This window comes from Arthrobacter sp. Z4-13, from assembly GCF_054792705.1.
The window spans coordinates 1710881-1731736 of sequence record NZ_CP096459.1 but is presented as its reverse complement, the minus strand read 5'-3'; the positions used below and the strand labels follow the sequence as shown (position 1 = coordinate 1731736).

Genomic DNA, 20856 nt, shown 5'->3' with positions numbered 1-20856 from the left:
AGGAGTAGACGGTCCCCCACGACGTTGAGCCTGCCTCTCGTGGTCGGAAGCAGGAAATTATCCGTTCACACCGTAAAAGCGTGCTCCATTGTCGTGGAGCACGATACCTGCGTCCTCGGCAAGAATGTCTGCGACGAGTTCCAGATCGGCTCGCTGGAACGGCACGCGTGCCCTGGTGCTGGGAAGGTCGGTCCCAAACATCAAAGCTTCGGGATTCTCTTTGTGGATCTCCCGGAGAGTAGAGGCGACATCGAGTTGGACCCGGCCGAACCCTGTGGCTTTTACACGTACCCCGCGTGAAACGAGACGGAGCAGGACGTCGCGGTGCACCTCTGTCATGCCCAAGTGGTCAATGCTCACCTTGGGAAGTTCTGCAAGGACCGGTTCCAACTCCACCAGGTCTTTCGCGTCGAGGTAGAACTCGGCGTGCATCCCTGCAACATCCCAGGCGCGCCGCCCAAGGGAGCGGACGCTTCCTATTTCCGCCGAACCGCCCCGGTAGAGGTTGAAGCGAACGGCGCGGACTCCTGCTTCAGCGAGGTGAAGGAGTTCGTCATCGCTGGTGGTGTCGGCGAGGTTGGCGACGCCCACGAACGTCGGACCCAGTGTTGCCAGTGCATCGATCAAATAGCTTTGGTTGAAGGCTTGGAATGAACCGGAAACCACGGCACCGCCCGCGATGCCCAGGTCAGAAACCTGGCGAAGATAATCCATGGACGTGAACTCGGGCGGCAGGTAACCGTTGTTCGGTACCAGGGGGAAGCGGGAATCGATGATGTGGAAGTGGCTGTCAAAGATTTTTCGAGTCATTGCTGGTTTTCCTTCGACCGAGGCGGCGGGTCAATACATTAGCCTAATTGTTTTTGTTAGGATGAATGAACCAGAATCTGCGCTGGTGCATTCTGAAAACGACAGGTTTGGAGAACGAGTGACTATCGCCCCACCGTCTCCCTTGGTTGCCTCCGTGGCGTCGGATATCGTCCGGTACATCGAGGAGAATCGAAGGCCTGAGGGGACCCGCCTTGTCGAGCGAAAACTCGGTGAGCACCTGAAGGTGTCCCGTTCGCCGGTGCGTCACGCGTTGCAGCTTTTGGAGAGCCAGGGCATCGTGCGCCGGTCTGAGGCCGGGGGCTACGTTGTGGCCGAACTCGGGGAGGTGCCCTCCTTCACTCATCGCAAACAAGAGGACGGTCTTTATGAGCGCATTGCCCTGGACCGACTCGAAAAACGCCTTCCTGACCGGGTAACAGAGCAACACCTGCTGCGCAGCTACGGCTGCACGAAAACAGAACTGAATGAAACGCTGCGCCGTATCTCCAATGAGGGTTGGATTGACCGCCGGCCCGGCTATGGCTGGGAATTCCTGCCCATGCTTGACTCTATGGAGTTGTACGAGGAGAGCTTCCGTTTCCGCCTGACCATCGAACCTGCCGCCATTCTGGAGCCCAGCTTCGTACTCAATGCCGATGCCCTCTTGAAGTGTCGGGCGGAACAGATGCAGCTTATTGAGGGTGCGGTGTGGGAGGTGCCAAGCTCGACACTGTTCGAATTGAACAGCTCACTCCACGAGGCCGTTATGGACTGTTCGAACAACGCCTTCTTTATCGAAAGCCTCCACCGGGTCGACCGCCGGCGCCGCTTGATCGAATACCGCCAGGCCGTGCCCAGGGACCGTGCCCTTGAGCTTTGCAAGGAACACGTGCAGTTGCTCGATCTGCTGCTGGGCGGCCACAACGAGGCTGCATCTGCCTACCTGAAGGAACACCTGCGCGGCGTCAGCAAGGAGAAACAACAGCCCAAGGACTCCCGTGCCGGGTCCGTAGCTGAAATGCCCCTGCCGGCCGTGGACTAGCGGCGTAGGGACTTTTCAGTGCCGCTGGCGATCAGGACAGCGCAGCTGAACCAGATTGCTCCGGTCGGGCCAAGCGGCGCCGCCACAAGAGCGGCCAGCAAAGGCATAACAACCTGGCCTGCCCGGTTTCCCATGAGACGCACAGTCAGCCCGGTTCCCCTCCACAGCGGTGGGACTGCCGTGGATACAAGAGTCATGGTCAGTGGCTGGCCCAGGCCAAGGCAGAAGCCGCCGACGAACAGCAGCAACGCCGCAAGCCATACCTCCCCGACGACGAGCGGCGGCAGGGCAAGTGCCAGTCCGGCTCCATAGAGACTCACCAGAAGCAGCCTCCGACGCGAAAAGCGGTTGGACAGAACTGGCAGGAATGCCCTGGAGATGATGGACGCAGCGCCTCTGACCGCCAGCAGGAAGCCGACCCACGCCGGGGAGATACCTGCCCGCTCCCCGATCAGGGGCAGGAAGGCTATGAGGATGTCCAGCATTGCCAGCAGAGCCAAAGAAGCGGCCATGTGGGATGGAACGCCCGGGATCCTCAGGATCGCCATCATCGTCGCCCGCGCCGGAGACTCCTGACCGCCGGTACCAGCGGTAACTTCACCTGGCCTGGCACCCCTGGCAGCTCTGGATGCCCGCCGACGTACGAGGGTCACGGGCACGACCAGAAGGGAGAGGACTGCACCGGCCCACAACGCAAAGTCAATTGCCCCGGACCGGCCCGCTCCCATGCCAATGCTTCCCGCGCTGAGCAGGAAGCCGGCCAACAACGGGCCAAACAGCTGGCCCGCAGAATAGGCGGCCGTGAACCACCCGAACCCCTGGTCGAGCTTGCCCTCCGGGGCGAAGCGGGCCACGGAGGACTGTCCGGCGATCGTGAAGACCAGATGACCCATTCCAAGGACCGCGCTGGCAGCCGCAACAAGAGGGACGTTAGGGGCCAGAGCCAGCCCCGATGCCCCGGCAGCCAGCATCACCGCACCGGCGGCCATCATTGCCCCCAGCCGTCTGGTGCGGTCGGTCATTCTTCCCAGCCACATCGCCGCAGCCAACGGCAGCACCGCATATGCGGCGGTAACCAGGCCCACGATCATAGCGTCGGCTTCCAACTCCAGGAGCTTGTATGTGACGACCGGCCGGACCAGGTTCAGGGCTGTTTGTGACAGGAGAGCGGCCCCCGCCAGAAGCCACAGCCATGAATTCCCGGGCTGCGAAGATGCTTTGCCAGGCATTGTCAGGCGTTGGGGGCCTTAACCGCGATGACGGGAATGTTCGCTTCCAACAGGATCTGCTGCGCAGCGGAGCCCAGGAAGAGCTTTCCCACGGGGCTGCGGTGCCTGACCCCGATAACAATCGTGGAGGCGTCCACCTGCTCCGCAGTATCCAGCAACTCTCCCACGGCGTCAGGGTTCCGGCTATCGGGTGAGCGGAAGCTGACGGACACGCCCGGGAAGGCGTCACCGCCGTCGGGGGTGACCTGGGTTCCCTCGAGTTGGAACACCAGCAGGTCTTCAGCCCTGCGCTTGGCCTCCTCGATCGCGGCGGTCAGAGCGGCTTCACCCTCGCGGGTGCTGGTACGGGCGACAACAACAGTCATGCGGGGCCTCCGGGGCTGAGTGGACTTTTTGGTGGTGCTTGCAATGTACTGTGGATCACAGCCATGGTTTATATTACACTAGAAATACCAAAACCTTTTTGTGTACCAACGAGCGGCCGGCAGCGCTGCCGAAAGCTCACCTCTCCCCACTCCACTACGGAAAGTTCCAGTCCATGAGTTCCCTCTCCACGGATACGCCTTCTGGCGGCATCAAGAGGCGTGCGGTTACTGTCTGCTACGGCATTGTTGCCGCAGCAGTGATCGGCACGGCTTCGTTTTTCTCCATTCAGGCTGCCTCCGGCGGCACTGACCTGCGTAGCAATTTGACCTTTATCGCCCCGGGAAGCGCCGGCGGCGGCCATGATACGTTCGCCCGCGAACAGCAGCAGGCTCTGCGTGCCAATGGCGTCGTCAACAGCTCCGAGGTCGTCAACGTCCCCGGCGCCGGAGGCACCATCGCGCTGGGCCAGTTGACCACCATGACCGGTCAGGCGAACACCATCATGGGTGTCGGAACGGTGATGCTCGGTGGCATCGCATTGAATGACTCCCCGGTTGATCTGACAGACGTGACGCCAATCGCACGTTTAGCCGAGGAGTACAACGTCTTCATCGTTCCGGCGGATTCCTCACTGAATAATCTGGCGGACCTTGTTGGAGCGTGGAAGCAGAACCCCAAGGCTTTGGCCTTTACCGGCGGGTCAGCCGGAGGCGTGGATCACCTTGCCATCGCGAATCTCGCCATCCAGGCAGGCATTGATCCCACCGAAATCACCTATATCCCCAAGGCCGGAGGCGGGGAGGCGATTCAGACCATGATGTCAGGCACCGCCAAGGTCCTCAGCTCCGGCTATGCCGAGGTTTCGGACCAGATCGAATCCGGACGTGTTAAGGCGCTTGGCGTCACCGCTCCCGAACGTTTCGAGGGCGTGGATATCGCCACATTCGCCGAACAGGGATTCCCCACTGACCTGACCAACTGGCGCGGCATGGTCGCACCCCCTGGGATAACTGATGAGCAGCGCGTCGAACTTCAGCAGCTGCTTGAGGAAATGCTCCAGACCCCCGAATGGAAGGAGTCTCTGGACCGCAACCAATGGACCGAGGTGTACCTCCCCGGCGAGCAGTTCGAGCAGTTCATTGAAGAGGACCAGGCCTCAATTAACGCCCTGATCAAGGAGCTGGACCTGTGAGCACACCACTGACATCACCCACCCACGATGCCGTACCCCAACCGGAAGCACCCCACGATGAGGGGAGGGCCAGCAGGCGCTTCGAGGGGAGGGCCAGCAGGCGCTTCGGCCAGGGGCGCAGTGGCCTGGTCGTCCCGCTGATCCTGGCGGCCTTCAGCACTGCCCTGCTGGTGGGTATCTTCACCATGGAAGTACCTGAAGGCACTGATTTCCCCGGGCCGCAGTTTTTCCCGGGAGTGCTGGTGGCAGCCGGCTATCTCATTGCCGTCCTGCTCACGCTTCACTACCTGCGCAGTCCCGAACCGGTGAAGGACATCCCGGGCAGCAGCCGGCGCACCTACACCGACTGGTCCTCCGTCGCTTGGTGCGTAGGCGGCTTCCTGGCCTTCGCCCTGACCATCAAACTCCTCGGATGGATTCTGGGCGCGGCGCTGCTGTTCTGGTGCGTCGCCCGCGGCATGGGAAGCAAAAAGGCGCTGTTTGATATCAGCGCAGCGCTGACCCTAAGCAGCGTCATCTATCTGGCATTCGGCGTCGGACTGGGCCTCGTACTCCCCTCCGGCCTTCTGGGAGGCGGTTTCTAACATGGACTCACTTGCTCTGTTGATGGAGGGCTTCGCTGGAGCCTTCACCCCGATGAACCTCGTATGGGTTCTGGTCGGCTGCGTCCTGGGAACCGCAGTCGGCGTACTGCCCGGACTCGGATCCTCCATGGCCGTGGCGTTGCTGCTGCCGATGACCTTCGCACTTGACCCTACGGGTGCGTTCATCATGTTTGCCGGCGTCTACTTTGGAGGGCTCTTCGGCGACTCCACCATGGCAATTTTGATGAACACCCCAGGCCAGGCGTCATCCATCGCCTCCACCTTTGAGGGCCACAAGATGGCCAAAGCCGGACGTGCTCCGCAGGCCCTTGCTACAGCCGCAATCGGCGCCTTTATCGGCGGCATGGTGTCGGCAGTCGTTGTGGTGTTTCTCGCCCCGGCGCTGGCTGACTTCTCGGCCAACTTCGGACCCGCTGAATTCTTCGCTCTTGCCCTGCTGGCATTTATTGCAACCTCCTCCGTGGTCTCCGACTCCGCCCTTAAGGGTTTGGCTTCTCTCGTCCTCGGTCTCGGTATCGCGACCGTGGGCATTGATGCCATCACCGGTACCGAAAGGTTCACGTTCGGCCATCCGGAACTCTTTGACGGCATCTCCATGGTTACCGTGACCGTTGCAGTCCTCGCCCTGGGCGAAATCTTCCATGTAGCAGCGCGCATCCGGCGTGACCCGGGCGCCACCCAGGTTGCATCCTCCGGCCGCCCGTTCCTCTCCTTGAAGGAGTTCCGCGAGGCTTTGCCGGCATGGATGCGAGGCACCGCCATTGGTCTTCCGTTCGGTGTCATCCCCGCCGGCGGCGCCGAGATCCCGACGTTCCTCTCCTATGGGGTGGAAAGGCGCCTGGACCGGCGCAGCGCAAAACCGACCTTCGGCACCGGCTCAATCCGTGGCCTTGCCGCCCCTGAAGCCGCCGGAAACGCAACCACCGGCACGGCAATGGGAGCTCTGTTGGCGCTTGGCCTTCCGGTGTCTGCGACAGCTGCCATCATGCTGGCCGCTTTCCGCCAGTACGGCATGCAGCCCGGCCCCCTGTTGTTCGACCGCTCTTCCGAACTCGTGTGGACGCTGCTGGCAAGCTTCTTCATCGCCATGGTCGTGCTGCTGCTGATCAACCTCCCCTTTGCCCAGCACTGGGCAAAACTGCTCCTGATTCCGAAGCCCTATCTTTACGCCGGCATCACGGTGTTCTGCGGGTTGGGTGTTTATGCCACCGCCGCCTCAACGTTCGACCTGCTGGTGCTGCTCGGCATTGCTCTGGTCGGCTTTGCGATGCGCCGTTTCGGTGTGCCGCTGGCACCTTTGATGATCGGGATGGTGCTCGGCCCACTGGCCGAAACCAGCCTGCGCGACGCGCTGCTGTCCTCCAACGGGGACTACTCGGTATTCGTCGCCGGGCCGATCCCGCTGACCATCTACGCCGTCCTCGCCCTCGCCCTGGCCTGGACGGTCCGTTCCAAGGTCGTCGGCCCCACACGCGTCGACGTCTGACATCCACGTCAAGCTACACCCCACAACCGCTACAAAAGGACACGTTTTGACCGAAGATGCCATCTCCCCGGCGGCCCTTGCCGATTTTGGGGCCCAAATCCTGCAGGCACAGGGGGTACCCGCCGGGGACGCGGCGCTGGTTGCAGACAGCCTCGTCCAGGCAGAACTCTGGGGACACCGGTCCCATGGGCTCCTGCGCCTTCCGTGGTACGTGGCACGCCTGCGCAGCGGCGCGGTCACCCCCATCACCCGACCCCAGGTTGTTCTGGACAGCGGCAGCATGCTGGTCCTGGACGGGCGCCATGGAGTCGGCCAGGTGCTTGCCGAAATCGCCCGCCGCGAGGCAGTGGAACGAGCCGGTGACCATGGCATCGCCATGGTGGCCGTACGAAACTCCAACCACTTCGGAACCGCCCAGTACTACACCCGCCGCGCCGCCAAGGACGGATGCGTGGCCTTCCTGACCACAAACTCCAGCCCCGCAATGGCACCTTGGGGTGGCAAGAAAAAGACGCTCGGCGCCAATCCATGGTCCATCGCGGCCCCGGCCCCCACTCCCGGCGGAGTCGTCGTGGCAGACCTGTCCAACACAGCCGCGGCGCGCGGCAAGATGTTTCTTGCCCGCGACCGCGGCGAGGCCATCCCCGCAGACTGGGCCCTCGACGCCAACGGTATTCCCACCACGGATCCCGCCGCGGCGCTGGAGGGCCTGATCCAGCCCATCGCAGGACCGAAAGGGTACGCCATCACCTTCATGATGGACGTCCTCGCCGGAGCGCTTACCGGAAGCCAGACCGGAACACGGGTCAACGGACCCTATGATCCGGAAAAACGAAGCGGCGTCGGGCACCTGATGATCGCCATTAACGTAGCTTCCCTCGGCGACCTGGACTCATACCAGGCGGCTGTGCAGCAGCTCGTGGACGAAACCAAAGCCGCGCCCCGCGCTTCCGGTACTGAAGAAATCTTCTACCCGGGAGAACACGCCGAACGGCAACAACAAAGTGTGCTGGAAACCGGTGGTCTGCGACTTCCGGCCAAAACCCGCGCGGATCTGGAAAGCCTGGCCTCGGACGCAGGCATCACAACTCCTTTTCCAGCAGAGTTCCAGACCGCCACCCACTAAGCACCAGCAGACGACTACCAACAACTCCCAGAGGTTTGAAGAATGCAACAACGATATGTCCCGGCCATCTATGCGCGCGGCGGAACCAGCAAAGGCCTGTTTTTCAACGCCAAGGACCTTCCGGCGGAACGGTCCGAAAGGGACGCGCTTTTCCTCGCCGCCCTCGGCAGCCCTGACCCGAACGGACGCCAGCTCGATGGCATGGGAGGCGGCATCTCCTCCCTTTCCAAAATCGCAATACTCGCAGCGAGCGACCATCCCGACGCCGACGTCGATTTCACCTTCGGACAGGTCGCCGTGGATCAGGAAATCGTGGATTACGCGGTCAACTGCGGCAACCTGGCATCAGCCGTAGGCCCGGTCGCGATCGAGGCCGGCATCATCTCAGTACCCGACGGAGCCGCTTCGGTGCGCATCCACGCCACCAACACCGGCCAATTCATCACCTCCACCTTCGAGGTGCGTGACGGACATCCGGTCACCACAGGGGACCTCGCCCTGCCTGGGGTGTCAGGGCTCGGGGCGCCCATCGAACTGGAGTTCCATGACGGCGGAGGTTCCATCACGGCAGGCGTCCTTCCGTCAGGCAATGTCTGTGACCGGCTTACCGTCGAAGGTGTCGGTGACGTTGAGGTCTCACTTGTAGATGCCACCAACCCGGTTGTGTTCGTCGAAGCCGCGGCAGTCGGGATGACCGGTGTCGAGGGACTCGACGCCCTTGACGCAGACCGCGACCTGCTGCGCCGTCTCGACCTGATCCGCCGCGCCGGAGGCGTCGTGATGGGACTGGGCAGCACCCCCGCGTCGATTGGCCTGGCGAATCCCAAAATCGCCGTCGTCGGCCCGGCCAAGCCCTTCACGGCCCTGGACGGCACCCAAGTCGGCGCCGACGACTATGACATTTCCGTGCGGATGCTCTCCATGGGCGGCTGGCACCGGGCGGTGACCAGCACGGGAGCACTCTGCATCGCCACAGCCGCCGCAATTGACGGAACCCTTCCGGCCCAGCTGCATTCCACAACCACCAGCAAAGGCATCCTGCGGATCGGACAACCTTCCGGCGTCGTTCCAGCCGCCGCTTCCGCGGCAACCGAAAACGGTGTGTGGAATGCAAAAACCGCCTCGCTGTTCCGCACGGCCCGAGTGCTGATGCGCGGCGAAGTCGCCGTCAACCGCTAACGCCAGGAAAGGAATTCACACATGGCCCTGCGCTGCGCTGTGCTCGATGACTACCAGGACGCCGCCCGAAAGTACGCGGACTGGTCCCCTATAGAAGACCGGGTGGAAGTCACGGTCTTTCGGGACCACCTCGCTGATGAAGCCGCGCTGGCGGATCGGTTGGAGCCCTTTGACATCGTCGTCATCATGCGCGAACGCACACCCTTTCCGGCCACCCTGCTGGAACGTCTGCCGCGTCTGCAACTGCTGGTCACCACCGGCCTGCGCAACTCCGCCATTGACCTGGAAGCGGCAGGAAGAAGAAACATCACAGTCTGCGGAACCAAGAGCAACTCCCAACCCCCGGCCGAGATGACCTGGGCACTCATCCTCGGGCTGGCCCGAAATCTGCGCACCGAAGCCGCTGCGATGGGCAGCAACGGACCATGGCAGCAAACAGTCGGTACCGACCTGCACGGTGCAACCCTTGGACTCATTGGCCTGGGCAAGATCGGCGCCCAGATGGCACGTATCGGAAACGCTTTCGGGATGAACGTTCTTGCCTGGAGTCAGAACCTGACCACGGAACGGGCAGAAGCAGCCGGGGCCACGCTGGCCCCGTCCCTGCCGGAACTGTTCGCAAACAGCGACTTCGTCTCCGTCCATGTCGTTCTCAGCGACCGAACGCGCGGCCTCATCGGAGCAGACGAACTGGCGCTGATGAAACCCGAAGCAACCCTCATCAACACCTCCCGGGCCGGCATAGTCGACCAGCAGGCACTCACCGACGCCCTGACGGCCGGCCGCATCGCAGGGGCCGGGCTCGACGTCTACTCGGAGGAACCCCTGCCTGCCCACCACGCTTTCCGTTCGCTGCCCAATGTTCTCGCCACACCGCACCTGGGCTACGTGACAGGACGGAACTACTCCACATACTTCTCGCAGGCAGTCGAAAACATCGACGCCCATCTCAGCGGTGAGGCCATCCGAACCCTCTAAGCCCCCTGGCACTGGGCTGTCGCAAAGGACAACTCCCAGCTGCCGACAGAACCCAGGCGTCCCACCGATGAGCGCCGCCCGCAAGATGCAAGGACAACGAAAAAACATGGCCCCCGACCGTCCTCCAGCAACTCCTCACCCTGACCTGGAACCTGTAGTGAACTGGGCGAAGCTCGCCCGCAGAGACGAACACCCTGAACCGCCGCGGCACGAAACCCTGGGTACCTGAGGTGCACGGCTCTCTCTTGTCCGGTTACCACGCGCCTGCTGGCCAGCCCGGGCCCCAAAATTTACACCCGCATCCCATCAAACACGAGAAGGCTCCGAGTCAATGACGCAAACCATCGCCGACCAACCAAAGACTACAGTGGAAGAATCGGCAGATAACTTCAAATCCGCGGGTCATGTCATCGTCGACACGCTCGTGGCTCACGGGATAAAGCGGGCGCACGTTGTCCCAGGTGAGAGCTTTTTGGACGTTCTGGACGGGCTTCACGATTCACCGATCGAAACCATCGTGTGCCGCCATGAGGGCGGAGCCACCTACATGGCTGAAGCCGACGGCAAGATGAACCAGCTGCCCGGTATCGCGATGGTCACCCGCGGCCCCGGCGCAGCAAACGCCCACGTCGGCCTGCACACTGCATGGCAGGACTCCACCCCCATGGTCCTCTTTGTGGGTCTGATCCCCTTCGCCCACAGGGACCGCGAGGCCTTCCAGGAATTCGACATCAAAGCCTGGTTCGACACAGGCGCCAAACGGGTCATGGTCCTGGATCACGCAGAACGGGCCTCCGAAATCGTCGCCGAAGCCCTGTTCTCGGCCATGAACGGCCGGCCCGGCCCCGTCGTCATTGGCCTGCCCGAGGATGTCATCCGCCAACAGATCCCCGCCGAACTTCACCCGCCGATCCCGGTAGCCACCGGCGGCATGACCACCGTGGACTCGGCGGCGTTAGCTGAAGCTCTGGCTGCATCGAGCAAGCCGCTCTTCGTCACCGGCGGCAACGACTGGACCCAGGAAGCCGCCGACCTGCTCACCGCGTGGCTGGAACAGCACCACATCCCCGCCGCAGCCGAATGGCGCACCCAAGGAACCGTCCCCTTCGATTCCCCGTCCTACGTCGGTCCTATCGGCTATGGCCGACCCCGCCCCACCTACGACCTGCTCGAAGAAACCGACCTGCTGGTCTTTGTGGGCACGGTCCCTGGAGATGTTATTACCGACGGATTCCTCTGCCGCCAGGACTGGGCAAAGAAGAACTTCCTCGTCACGATCGACCCCTCCCTCCGAGGCCGCTCGGGCCCGGTCTCCTACCAAATCCTGGCAAAGCCGGACGTCTTTATCCGCGACCTGGCCGAGATCGAACTTCCGGTCAAGAATGAATGGCTGAACTGGACGTCGAAGATGCGCAGCGAACAGGTTGCCTTCGCCGCGCTCCCCCCGGCGACGCCGTCGGCAGGTCCGGCGCGGATGGACACCCTGATGGCAAACCTCGTCCCAACCCTCCCGCATGATGCCATGGTCACGCTCGGCGCCGGCGAACACACCAACTGGGCGCACCGCTACTTCCCCACTCAGCGTTATGCCTCGATGATCAGCGCCCGCAACGGCTCCATGGGCTACTCCGTCCCATCCGCCATCGCAGCGTCCCTGGAATACCCCGGCCGGCGTATCGTCACCATCGCAGGCGACGGCGAATTCCTCATGAACGGCCAGGAACTCGCCACCGCGGCCCAGTACGGCGCCACACCTCTGGTCATCGTGATGGACAACCAGGAATACGGCACCATCCGTACCCACCAGGAACGCCACTACCCCGACCGTGTCTCGGGCACCCAGCTGAAGAACCCGGAGTTCGCACTCATGGCGCAGGCCTTCGGCGGCTTCGGCGTCAAGGTGGAACTGGACGCCGACATTCCCGCCGCTCTGGAAACAGCGCTGAAAGCCATCAACGAAGACCACGTGTTCGCGCTCATCCACCTCGTGGTGGAGCAAAGGGTCAAGGCGTACTAATACCCCGCTTCCGGGTTTAGCCCATATCCCCAACAGCTACGACAACACTCTTTAGGACTTGCACATGACGATTCCTGCAGTTTCCCTTGCCATCACTTCAGAAGACGAACAAACCCTCCTAGCTTCCGTCCCCACCGGCCTGTTGATCGGCGGTGAATGGTGCGAGGCGTCCGACGGCGGCACATTCGACGTGCACGACCCAGCCACCGGGAAGGTGCTCGCCACCCTCGCCTCCGCGACCACCGAGGACGCGATCGCCGCACTTGACGCGGCTGACGCTGCCCAAGCGTCGTGGGCGCGGACCGCACCCCGGGTCCGGGCCGAGATCCTCCGCCGCGCCTTTGACCTGGTCACCGAACGCGCCGAAGACTTCGCCCTGCTGATGACCCTGGAATGGGCAAACCCCTGGCTGAAGCCCACGGCGAAGTCACCTACGGCGCCGAGTTCCTGCGCTGGTTCTCCGAAGAAACGGTCCGTGACTACGGCCGCTACCTCACCACCCCCGAAGGCAAAAACAAGATCCTCGTCCAGCACAAACCCGTCGGACCCTGCCTGCTCATCACCCCCTGGAACTTCCCCCTCGCCATGGCCACCCGCAAAGTCGCCCCCGCCGTCGCGGCGGGCTGCACCATGGTCCTCAAACCCGCCAAACTCACACCCCTCACCGCCCAGTACTTCGCCCAGACCATGCTCGACGCCGGCCTCCCGCCCGGGGTTCTCAACGTCGTCGCCTCCTCCTCCGCATCCGGGATCTCCGGGCCGCTGCTGAAGGACTCCCGCCTGCGGAAGGTGTCCTTCACCGGCTCCACCCCTGTGGGTAAGCGGCTCATGGCAGACGCGGCGCAGAACGTGCTGCGCACATCGATGGAACTCGGCGGCAACGCACCGTTCATCGTGTTCGAGGACGCGGACCTGGACAAGGCAGTCGAAGGTGCGATGGCTGCCAAGATGCGGAACATGGGCGAAGCCTGCACGGCCGCCAACCGTTTCCTCGTCCACGAATCCGTCGCGCAGGAGTTCACCCGTAAGTTCGCCGCCGCCATGGCCGCCCTGACCACCGGCCGCGGTACCGACCACGACACCCAGATCGGCCCCCTCATCGACGCCGGGGCCCGCGATGACGTCCACGCCCTGGTGACCGATGCCGTCGACGCCGGAGCAGTTGCCGTGACCGGCGGCGGACCTGTGGACGGACCCGGCTACTTCTACCAGCCCACCGTCCTCGCCAACGTCCCCAATGATGCGGCGATCCTGGGCCAGGAAATTTTCGGGCCTGTTGCCCCGGTGACTACGTTCGCTACGGAGGCGGACGCGATCAGGCTCGCCAACGCCAGCGAGTACGGCCTCGCGTCCTACCTCTACAGCCGCGACTTCAACCGCCTACTTCGGGTTGCCGAGCAAATCGAATTCGGCATGGTTGGCTTCAACGCGGGTGTCATCTCCAACGCGGCCGCACCCTTCGGGGGCGTCAAACAATCCGGCCTCGGCCGCGAAGGCGGCACCGAAGGCATCGCCGAATACACCACCACCCAATACATCGGCATCGCCGACCCCTACGTGAACTAACCCGGTCCGACGAGAAGCCGTTCTCTGCCACCAAGTGGTGCCAGAGAGCGGCTCTTTTGTTGCTTTGGACAGGTATCCGGCCTATGCAGCCAAGCGTTCAGGGGCCACCGCGATCGACATCAGGCCTCACAGACCGTCTCCCCCGACCTCATTCACCTAAAGAAAACGAAAGCGTCACCCGTTTCACCATCTACGGTGAAGCGAGTGACGCTTTTCGTCAGGCTACTTCGATCAGCCCCTGCGCCGGGGTTAGGAGGCCATGTAGAAGACGATGGATGCGAAGATCGCGGCAACCGTTCCCAGGAGCGTCTTCAGTACCGTCCATGTTTTCAAGGTCTCGATAACGGTCATCCCGAGAAGGCGTCCGATGAGCCAGAAGCTGGCGTCGTTGACGTGTGGCAGGACCGCTGAGCCGCCGGCCATGACGAGAACCAGGGCTGCAGTTTGCAGGGGATTGAACCCTGCACCGGCGATGGAAGCACCAAGCAGGCCAGCAGCCGTTGTGATCGCGATGGTTGTCCCACCGAGGGCGATGCGCATGACAGCGGTGATGACGAATACCGCCAAGACCAGGGGTAAGCCAGTGCTGCGCAGGCTCTCCGCGAGAGCGTCGCCGATGCCGCTGGTCATCAAAACCGCGCTGAACATTCCACCGGCACCGGTAACCAGGACAACGGGTGCGATCGGCTTCAGGGAATTATCAAGCATGTCCTCGATCATCGTGGCAGTCCGGCCCTGCTTCAGGCCGAGGACAACTACACAGGCGAGAACCGTAATGAGAAGTGCAATCGGGATCGAACCGATGAGTTTGCAGACGGCAACCCAGGTGGCGTCCTTGTCGACTGCTCCGATTCGGCCCAGAGTGGTGCTCACCGTGTTGAGCAGGATCAGCGTCAGGGGCAGCAGGAGCAGACCGATCAAAGTTCCAACGCGCGGGGGCTTCGGGTGCCGGGAGTGCTCCCAACGGCCGTCCGGACCTCGGTCAGTGTGCTCGTGCCCCCGCCTGAACCCTGATCGCGCCCGGGCCGGTCGTCAGTCTTTTTACCTGTGATGGGCTCATCAACCCGGGGACCACCAGTGAGGGCTTCCGGGATGGGCAGGACGAGCCGCTTTCCAATCCAGGTTCCGTAGAAGTAGCCGCTGATCAGCCATGTAGGAATGGCAATAACAAGGCCAAGGAGCATGACGGTTCCAACGTCGGCTCCGAGGAGTACTCCAGCGGTGACCACGCCGGGGTGGGGAGGCATCAGGACGTGCATGGTGGACAGGGCAGCGGCAGGCGGCAGGACGTAGAGCAGCATGCTCCCACCAAGACGGCGGGCCACGGAGAGGTACAGCGGCAGCATGACCATAAAGGCTGCGTCGAAGAAGATCGGGAAGCCAAAGGCCAGCGATGCGATACCCAGGGCCAGCGGTGCACGCTTTTCACCGAGCTTGTCGATCAGCGCGTCGCACAGAACTCTTGTTCCGCCGCTGGACTCGATGAGTCTCGCGAACATCACCCCGAAGGCGAGCAGCAGGGCTATCTCGCCCAGTGTTTCGCCAAACCCACCAAGAACAACATCCAAAATTGAGCCCGGTGGAATGTTCGTGGCAAAGGCAGTGCCAACACTAACAATCACCAACGCAGCCAAAGCGTGCATCTTCACGCCCAGAATCAGGACCAGTAAGACGATGACGGAAGCGATCCCGATGATGATCAAGGGCCCCGTATCGAGGCGTACGAAATCTAAGTCCACGGCAAATTCACTCCTATGTGAAGTAGGGAGGGGAGGGCGCGGCATCGGGAGCATAAGCGGCAGGACGGCACTGTGCGCCGCCGTACCTGGAACTGCAAAACGATGTGGCCTAGAACTCAATGGTACACGGAGTTATGGTTTTTCTCTTGTCAGAAATACCGCGCTCGGAGTGCGGTAGCACCCTCGCCTAAAGCGCGCACGTTGTCTGGGTCGCGATGTGCTTTCGAGACGCCTTGACGCCCACACCGCCACGCAGGGCCGACCCGAAACGCGGCATCACACAAATCATGGTCCTGGCCCAGCAGCTTGGCCAGCCAGCTGAACGGTGCAGTCTCGGCAGGAGCGGAGGCGACCGCGGGTGTGCTGCGGCCCAACAGCAGCAGGGTGCTCCCCTCGGCGCTGGGGCGTGGTGTGGCGGCCGCAGTGAGCGTAGAACTGGATAAGGGTCACCCAATTTCGAAGGGGCCCTTGTCGGCTGACTGGCATCAGTTCAGCTGGCCGGTCCTGCAGACTCCCTTCAGACTGGACTACACCCCAGCCTGGCACTTTCTTGGGATAGCCCTTAGATTGAAATCCAACATTTCTGGCTGGCCCGAAGCAGCAGCCGACCTCACCCACCAGCAAATCCCGGCAGCACTCCAAGCCGCCAGAAAAGACTCATATCCCAGCGCAGACACGCCGCGATGGCCACCATCACCGAGAAAATCAGCGGCGGCACAACCCTCATATCCGACGATCTCGTTGAAATCAACCGCAGCACCTACAACTAGGGCAAGGCAGCTGCGACGGCAAAGAAAGACAAGATCAACTAACGTCAACTAGGCCTACACCCCAGCCTGACGTAAAGGCGGTCTCGCAAGGGAGGATTCACCTGCCGGTGGGCTTCGGTCTTGTTCTCAGACACCTGCCGAGCCGCAAGAGGGGACTTCGTCAGCTCCGGCCGCAAGCGAGTCTCATCGAGTCCCGATTCCTTGGTCCAATGTGGCTCTTCGGCGAGGCGATCTCCGAGAACCTGGACGGGTGCGAGGGGACACTCCTACGGTTTCTGCTCCCCTGGGCCTAACCCAATAGCTAGTTGACCGAATATCCGTTTTCGGCGCTTCGAAAATATGCCGGAAGGACAGGGTTGTAGGGGCCCCTTCTCTACTTGCCGATGAGGATCTGCCAGCCGGGGGAGGCTGAATGCGCGTCTCCATCGATACTGTAGATGGTGGTTCAAGTGCGTCTCCCCTCACTGCCCTGAAATACAGAAAGACAACCAGGGTTGACTTCTAAATCTATATAGCTAGATTTGGTGCATGGAGAACTTGGGGCGGGTAACGCCCGCCACGGCGCTGGTCCTTGAGGCCCTGCTGTCAGCCGACAGTGTCTGGGGGCTGCAGATCGTGAAGGACGTCGGCAAAAAACCAGGCACCGTCTACCCGATTCTGGACCGCCTTGAAGTTGCCGGGTGGATCCAGGGCGAATGGGACTCCACCCAGGACCGCAAAGGGCCCCGCCGGCGCTACTACCGGCTGCTGGGTGAAGCGCGCCCGCTGGCGCAGGACTACGTGAACACGCACCGGGCCAAAGTCCGGAGGTCCACTACGAGGCCTTCGCCGGCAACGTTTGAGGGCCAGTGGCAGGGCGCATGAGGCTCGCAGACACCGTCCTTTCCTTGGCTGTGGCCCTGACGCCAGTTCGTCTGAGGGAAGTCCGCGAGGAGCAGTGGAGAGCTGACCTGCGCGATGGCCCGGCCATCGGCATCTCTGCGCAGTCGCTGCTTTTCGGCGCTGTGCGGTCATCAGCAATGGCAAGGTCTCACGAGTTGCTTCACCGCGGCGGCAAGGTGCTGTCGCGCATCAAAAAGGGGGAAAACATGAAACTGGTACTAGGCATAGCCGGTGCCGCTGCAATCCTGGTTGGCAGCGTCGTCGTCGGTATTCAGGCAAGTGCCGAGCCAGAGCAGGCGGAGGTGCCCTTGGTCAAAGCCCCTTTGGAGAACCGGCCTATCGGCGGCTATGAGGGGTGGTGGAACTCGACCCCTCTTTCCGGCAGCACAGAAGGACTCCCCCAGGAAACCGTGACCGTGAACACCCGCACCGGCAAAATCATTGATGCCTTCAACAGGGCCAAAAACAGCACGCTGATCTCGGATGTTGACTACGACCTTGTCCCCGATCCCACCTGGCCGGCCGATTCCATCGTCATCATCGACGCCACGTCGGGTCTGGTCATTGAGGACTTCCGGATCGATGAGCGGGGCGTCCCCCTTGATGAGAACGGACGGCCTATCGATGCCGCTGCTGCAGGATAGCGACCTCCACATGCCGGAACACCGCCCCTGGGCATTCTCTGCAGTGTGCGTCATGGTTGTCGCGCTGACGCTCCTGGTGTTCGGTCTGACCCAGGTGCCTGTGATCGAACTGCTGCCCTGGTACGCCACCGCGTACCTGCTGATCGGCGCCTGCATCTTCGGCCCGGTTGGCAAGCTTCCGTCACTGAGTCAGGCCGCGGCATTCCTGCTGCCCGGCGTCCTCCTCGTCGTGCTGGCGCTCCTGAACCTGGGTTTCTGGTGCGGCGGCTGGCTGCTCGCGCTGCCGGCCTGGGGCCTGCTGCTGACCCGATGGACGCCCGAGAACCATCTACGGGCATGCAGGTCCTGTCGTTTCTGGGGCTTCTGGTGCTGGGCATGGCGATCTTTACGTTCAACATCATCTGGGTGGTCTTCAGCTTCACTGTCTTCCTGTTGCCGGTAATCCCACTGATCCGGCTGGCTTACCCGGAATACAGGGCGAGGCGCCGGCAGTTGTGTGCGAGTCCCAGGACGAAGCCGTGGAAAAGATTCTGAACAAGAGCGTCAAGGAAGGCGACGTAGTGGTCATTCGCTACGAAGGCCCACGCGGCGGCCTGGGCATGCAGGAAATGCTCTACCCGACGTCGTTCCTCAAGGGCCGCGGCCTGGGCAAAAAGTGCGCCCTTATCACGGACGGCCGCTTCTCCTGCGGCACCTCCGGCCTGTCGATCGGGCACATCTCCCCCGAGGCTGCCTCCGGCGGCACAATCGCCCTGGTGGAGAACGGCGACATCATCAGCATCGACATCACCCAGCGCTCTCTCCAGCTGCAGGTCTCCGACGAGGTCCTCGCCGAACGCCGCGAAAAACTGGAAGCCAACGGCGGTTACAGGCCCAAAGACCGGGACCGCCAGGTTTCCGCGGCACTGCGTGCCCACGCCGCTATGGCCCTGTCCGCGGACAAGGGTGCCGTCCGCGACGTTTCCCTCCTGACGAACTAACCGCTGACTCCCCTAAAGATCCCGTTAGTCAGAAACGCTCGCGAGAGCCGGTAAATCCCTTTTATTGGACAGCTGCCAATCGGGTTTCTGCCGGGAACTTCGGAAGCCGTCAGCTAAAAGCACACCCAAAGCTGACATTGTCGTGGGAAGGCCCCCTGGACTGAGATCTAACACTTCAGATGGGGCCAAAGCGGCACCGGAACTGCATGGCCAAGGGGGTCAGGATACGGGCCACAGCAGCGCCAATCACAGTTGCCTGTCACAGCATTCAGGACTGCCAGGGGCGGGCGGACCCACTGCTGTACGTCATGGTGCCGCGCTCCCCCACAATCCTTAAAGCACCCAAAGCCAGCCTGCTTCGCTGATCGTCATTCAAGCGCACTCCCACGCCACCGGGCACAACATAGACCGACGAAAGTGTTGACACTGTCCACACCCTTTTTGGCAGGACAAATCGAAGCACATACGGCTCCGGCCTCGGTTAGGGCGGAGGGCCCACCAGCCAGGGACTTGAACCCGCCACCCCACACACCTGAATAGGTTCAGCGGCAGCTTGGCCAAAGCCCGCGCACCTAGCGTCAGAGGGACGCAACCACAAGCCATGTCAACACGTTAAGCAAAAACCCCTCTGACGAGGGGATATGCCGTGCCCGAGGTGGGACTCGAACTGCATTCCAGCCCTTGCAAACACAGGGAACTCATTAGAACATCAGCAAACCGGCCAGGTCCGAGCCGTCAACGACGCAATCCGAAGCCAAAGGTGTTGACAGTGTCAACGCCTTCTTTCTTAGCCATTTCCTGCATAATCGGCATCGGGCCGAGGGCGTCAGAGGAGCGCCTCCCCTTCATGATCAAGGCCCTACGCATGAGCTCGCTGCCAATACGTCCTTAGCCAGCAAGTCAGCCACCGCCTCCTCCTCCAGCGCGAGACCAGATTCGGCCATGGCAACCGCCAGTTTCGGATCCCATGGGGATTCTGCTGGCTTCCCCGCTAGACGAAGCGAAGGTTTGCCATGCCGCAATGCGGCACGGTAATCGGCGGCCGTGTAACGCCACGGCATCCACTCCACTTGTGTGCTGAGGGAGCGGGCGATCTGTAGACCCGCCCAGTCAAAGTCACCGTGATACCGGCATTCCGCCCCCTCCTCGGTGAGCCTCCTAAGCAGCTCGACCACCGCCGTGCTCGGCTGGCCGGACGTGCACACGAGGACTGGTCCTCCCGCGCCCGACGTTCCGGCCTCGGCTTTAATTCGAGCCCAGCTGTTGGCCACGACTTCGACGACCGTCGGGTTCTCGCAGATGTGAATGACACTACTGTGCGGAAGCGCCTGTACTCCGCCGGAGCGCACTTGGTCGAGCGTCAGGAGCACAGGCATGCGAGCTGCCCGCATGGCCTCCAAGGAGCTTGCCGTCGCGGTTCGGGATGGATGATCAGTCGCCGAATCAGCGGGACTCACTCCTGGGACACCCAGGCACAGGACGGTTGAGGCCAGGTTCGACAGCACGACTCCTGCAGCAGCCCATATGTCGCGGGGAGACGACTCTCCGCCAGAGACCGCCTCGTCAGGCAGGAACGCCGCTCGGATCACTGAAATGCACAGCCGCCCTAGCGGTCTCGAGACATCCAGAGCATGGGCGTCACCCACCGCTTTTCGAGCGAGGATGGCCAGCGGCTCCTCGTGCGCCGGCAGCAACTCAAGCACGGCGGCTAACATGCTCACCAAGGCGGCACCCACCCCAGCTGATGGTGTGGCACTGGTCCGGCCGGCTTCGGCCCTCGCAGCTCGTTTGAGCCCACCGGCCGAGCACCAGGCGTCCCACCAGACTGGGAGCCCAGGGAATTTGGCAGCCGCCGCAGCTAGGCCATCTCGAGCTATGTCCCACGCGGCTGCTTCGCCTTCCCGCTCAGCTCTGCCGTCGACGACCGGACCGGTCAGCGTCTCGACGGCGTCGGCCAGGCCAGCGGGCCATGGTCCCCGGCGCAGGATCCGTTCCACATCGGCGAGGTCAATCCGTAGTGCCGTCCCGGCTCGCTTCGGCCGTCCGACGAGCCTCATCGCAGCGGAACGTTGTTCGGCCGTGGCCTCCTTCAAGTGGACGACCCCCCGGAGCGGTTCTCCCCCGCTGTCAATAATCCGCCCCCGAACCCTAGCGACGAGCCATCCCATCTCGGCGACCCCCAAAAGCCGGTCCAATGCGGCACGGTCTCCGGTTCCCACCGTCATCGGCACGGCCGGCTGTTCTG

17 protein-coding genes and 3 pseudogenes are annotated in these 20856 nt (G+C 62.6%); 14 read left to right on the top strand and 6 right to left on the bottom strand.

Annotated elements, in window-relative coordinates; translation table 11 throughout:
* Window positions 1–57: 57 nt before the first annotated feature.
* The gene (locus M1E07_RS09630) at window positions 58–810 is read right to left on the bottom strand and encodes an amidohydrolase family protein (RefSeq protein ID WP_461189989.1); all 753 of its coding nucleotides are present in this window, start codon (window positions 808–810) and stop codon (window positions 58–60) included.
* A 154-nt stretch (window positions 811–964) separates the two neighbouring features.
* On the opposite strand from M1E07_RS09630, the gene M1E07_RS09625 reads away from it, so the two are divergent.
* Window positions 965–1852: a GntR family transcriptional regulator gene (locus M1E07_RS09625; RefSeq protein ID WP_461189988.1), complete on the top strand. Its 888-nt coding sequence runs from the start codon at window positions 965–967 to the stop codon at window positions 1850–1852.
* Here M1E07_RS09625 and M1E07_RS09620 read toward each other — a convergent pair.
* Both M1E07_RS09620 and M1E07_RS09615 read right to left on the bottom strand, forming a co-directional pair.
* Window positions 1849–3081 (bottom strand): MFS transporter, encoded by a 1233-nt coding sequence (locus tag M1E07_RS09620; protein ID WP_461189987.1) that lies wholly within the window; start codon window positions 3079–3081, stop codon window positions 1849–1851. The genes M1E07_RS09625 and M1E07_RS09620 overlap by 4 nt on opposite strands.
* A 2-nt stretch (window positions 3082–3083) precedes the next feature.
* On the bottom strand, window positions 3084–3446 hold the full coding sequence (locus M1E07_RS09615) for a universal stress protein (protein WP_461189986.1): 363 nt from the start codon (window positions 3444–3446) through the stop codon (window positions 3084–3086).
* A 173-nt stretch (window positions 3447–3619) separates the two neighbouring features.
* Between M1E07_RS09615 and M1E07_RS09610 the strand changes: the two genes are divergently transcribed.
* The 8 genes and pseudogenes from M1E07_RS09610 to M1E07_RS09575 all read left to right on the top strand — a co-directional run bounded on the left by M1E07_RS09610 (window position 3620) and on the right by M1E07_RS09575 (window position 13596).
* Complete coding sequence (locus M1E07_RS09610; RefSeq protein ID WP_461189985.1) at window positions 3620–4639, top strand: tripartite tricarboxylate transporter substrate binding protein; 1020 nt, start codon at window positions 3620–3622, stop codon at window positions 4637–4639.
* Window positions 4636–5223, top strand: a complete 588-nt coding sequence (locus M1E07_RS09605; RefSeq protein WP_461189984.1) for a tripartite tricarboxylate transporter TctB family protein — start codon at window positions 4636–4638, stop codon at window positions 5221–5223. The genes M1E07_RS09610 and M1E07_RS09605 overlap by 4 nt, the downstream gene beginning before the upstream one ends.
* A gap of 1 nt (window position 5224) precedes the next feature.
* On the top strand, window positions 5225–6730 hold the full coding sequence (locus M1E07_RS09600; RefSeq protein ID WP_461189983.1) for a tripartite tricarboxylate transporter permease: 1506 nt from the start codon (window positions 5225–5227) through the stop codon (window positions 6728–6730).
* Window positions 6731–6776: 46 nt separating this feature from the next.
* Window positions 6777–7856, top strand: a complete 1080-nt coding sequence (locus M1E07_RS09595; RefSeq protein WP_461189982.1) for an Ldh family oxidoreductase — start codon at window positions 6777–6779, stop codon at window positions 7854–7856.
* A 42-nt stretch (window positions 7857–7898) separates the two neighbouring features.
* A complete protein-coding gene (locus M1E07_RS09590; protein WP_461189981.1) occupies window positions 7899–9035 on the top strand; it encodes a PrpF domain-containing protein in 1137 nt (378 codons plus the stop codon).
* Window positions 9036–9056: 21 nt separating this feature from the next.
* A complete protein-coding gene (locus tag M1E07_RS09585) occupies window positions 9057–10013 on the top strand; it encodes a D-2-hydroxyacid dehydrogenase family protein (protein WP_461189980.1) in 957 nt (318 codons plus the stop codon).
* 331 nt (window positions 10014–10344) lie between these two features.
* A complete protein-coding gene (locus M1E07_RS09580) occupies window positions 10345–12030 on the top strand; it encodes a thiamine pyrophosphate-dependent enzyme (protein ID WP_461189979.1) in 1686 nt (561 codons plus the stop codon).
* Between the two features lie 190 nt (window positions 12031–12220).
* Window positions 12221–13596 (top strand): annotated as a pseudogene (locus M1E07_RS09575) (NAD-dependent succinate-semialdehyde dehydrogenase).
* 249 nt (window positions 13597–13845) lie between these two features.
* Here the strand turns inward: M1E07_RS09575 and M1E07_RS09570 are convergent.
* Complete coding sequence (locus tag M1E07_RS09570; protein ID WP_461189978.1) at window positions 13846–14517, bottom strand: GntP family permease; 672 nt, start codon at window positions 14515–14517, stop codon at window positions 13846–13848.
* Window positions 14514–15335 (bottom strand): GntP family permease, encoded by an 822-nt coding sequence (locus M1E07_RS09565; RefSeq protein ID WP_461189977.1) that lies wholly within the window; start codon window positions 15333–15335, stop codon window positions 14514–14516. Before M1E07_RS09565 ends, M1E07_RS09570 begins: the two co-directional genes overlap by 4 nt.
* 215 nt (window positions 15336–15550) lie before the next feature.
* Between M1E07_RS09565 and M1E07_RS09560 the strand changes: the two are divergent.
* The 5 genes and pseudogenes from M1E07_RS09560 to M1E07_RS09540 form a co-directional block, all read left to right on the top strand.
* Window positions 15551–15785: pseudogene (locus M1E07_RS09560) on the top strand (Lrp/AsnC family transcriptional regulator); the annotation flags it as partial.
* Window positions 15786–16633: 848 nt separating this feature from the next.
* On the top strand, window positions 16634–16969 hold the full coding sequence (locus tag M1E07_RS09555) for a PadR family transcriptional regulator (protein WP_461189976.1): 336 nt from the start codon (window positions 16634–16636) through the stop codon (window positions 16967–16969).
* Complete coding sequence (locus M1E07_RS09550; RefSeq protein ID WP_461189975.1) at window positions 16966–17631, top strand: hypothetical protein; 666 nt, start codon at window positions 16966–16968, stop codon at window positions 17629–17631. The genes M1E07_RS09555 and M1E07_RS09550 overlap by 4 nt, the downstream gene beginning before the upstream one ends.
* Window positions 17612–18073, top strand: a complete 462-nt coding sequence (locus M1E07_RS09545; RefSeq protein WP_461189974.1) for a hypothetical protein — start codon at window positions 17612–17614, stop codon at window positions 18071–18073. Before M1E07_RS09550 ends, M1E07_RS09545 begins: the two co-directional genes overlap by 20 nt.
* 43 nt (window positions 18074–18116) lie before the next feature.
* Window positions 18117–18611 (top strand): annotated as a pseudogene (locus tag M1E07_RS09540) (dihydroxy-acid dehydratase); the annotation flags it as partial.
* 851 nt (window positions 18612–19462) lie between these two features.
* On the opposite strand, the gene M1E07_RS09535 reads toward M1E07_RS09540, so the two are convergent.
* Complete coding sequence (locus tag M1E07_RS09535) at window positions 19463–20779, bottom strand: TIGR02679 family protein (protein ID WP_461190368.1); 1317 nt, start codon at window positions 20777–20779, stop codon at window positions 19463–19465.
* Window positions 20780–20856 lie beyond the last annotated feature (77 nt).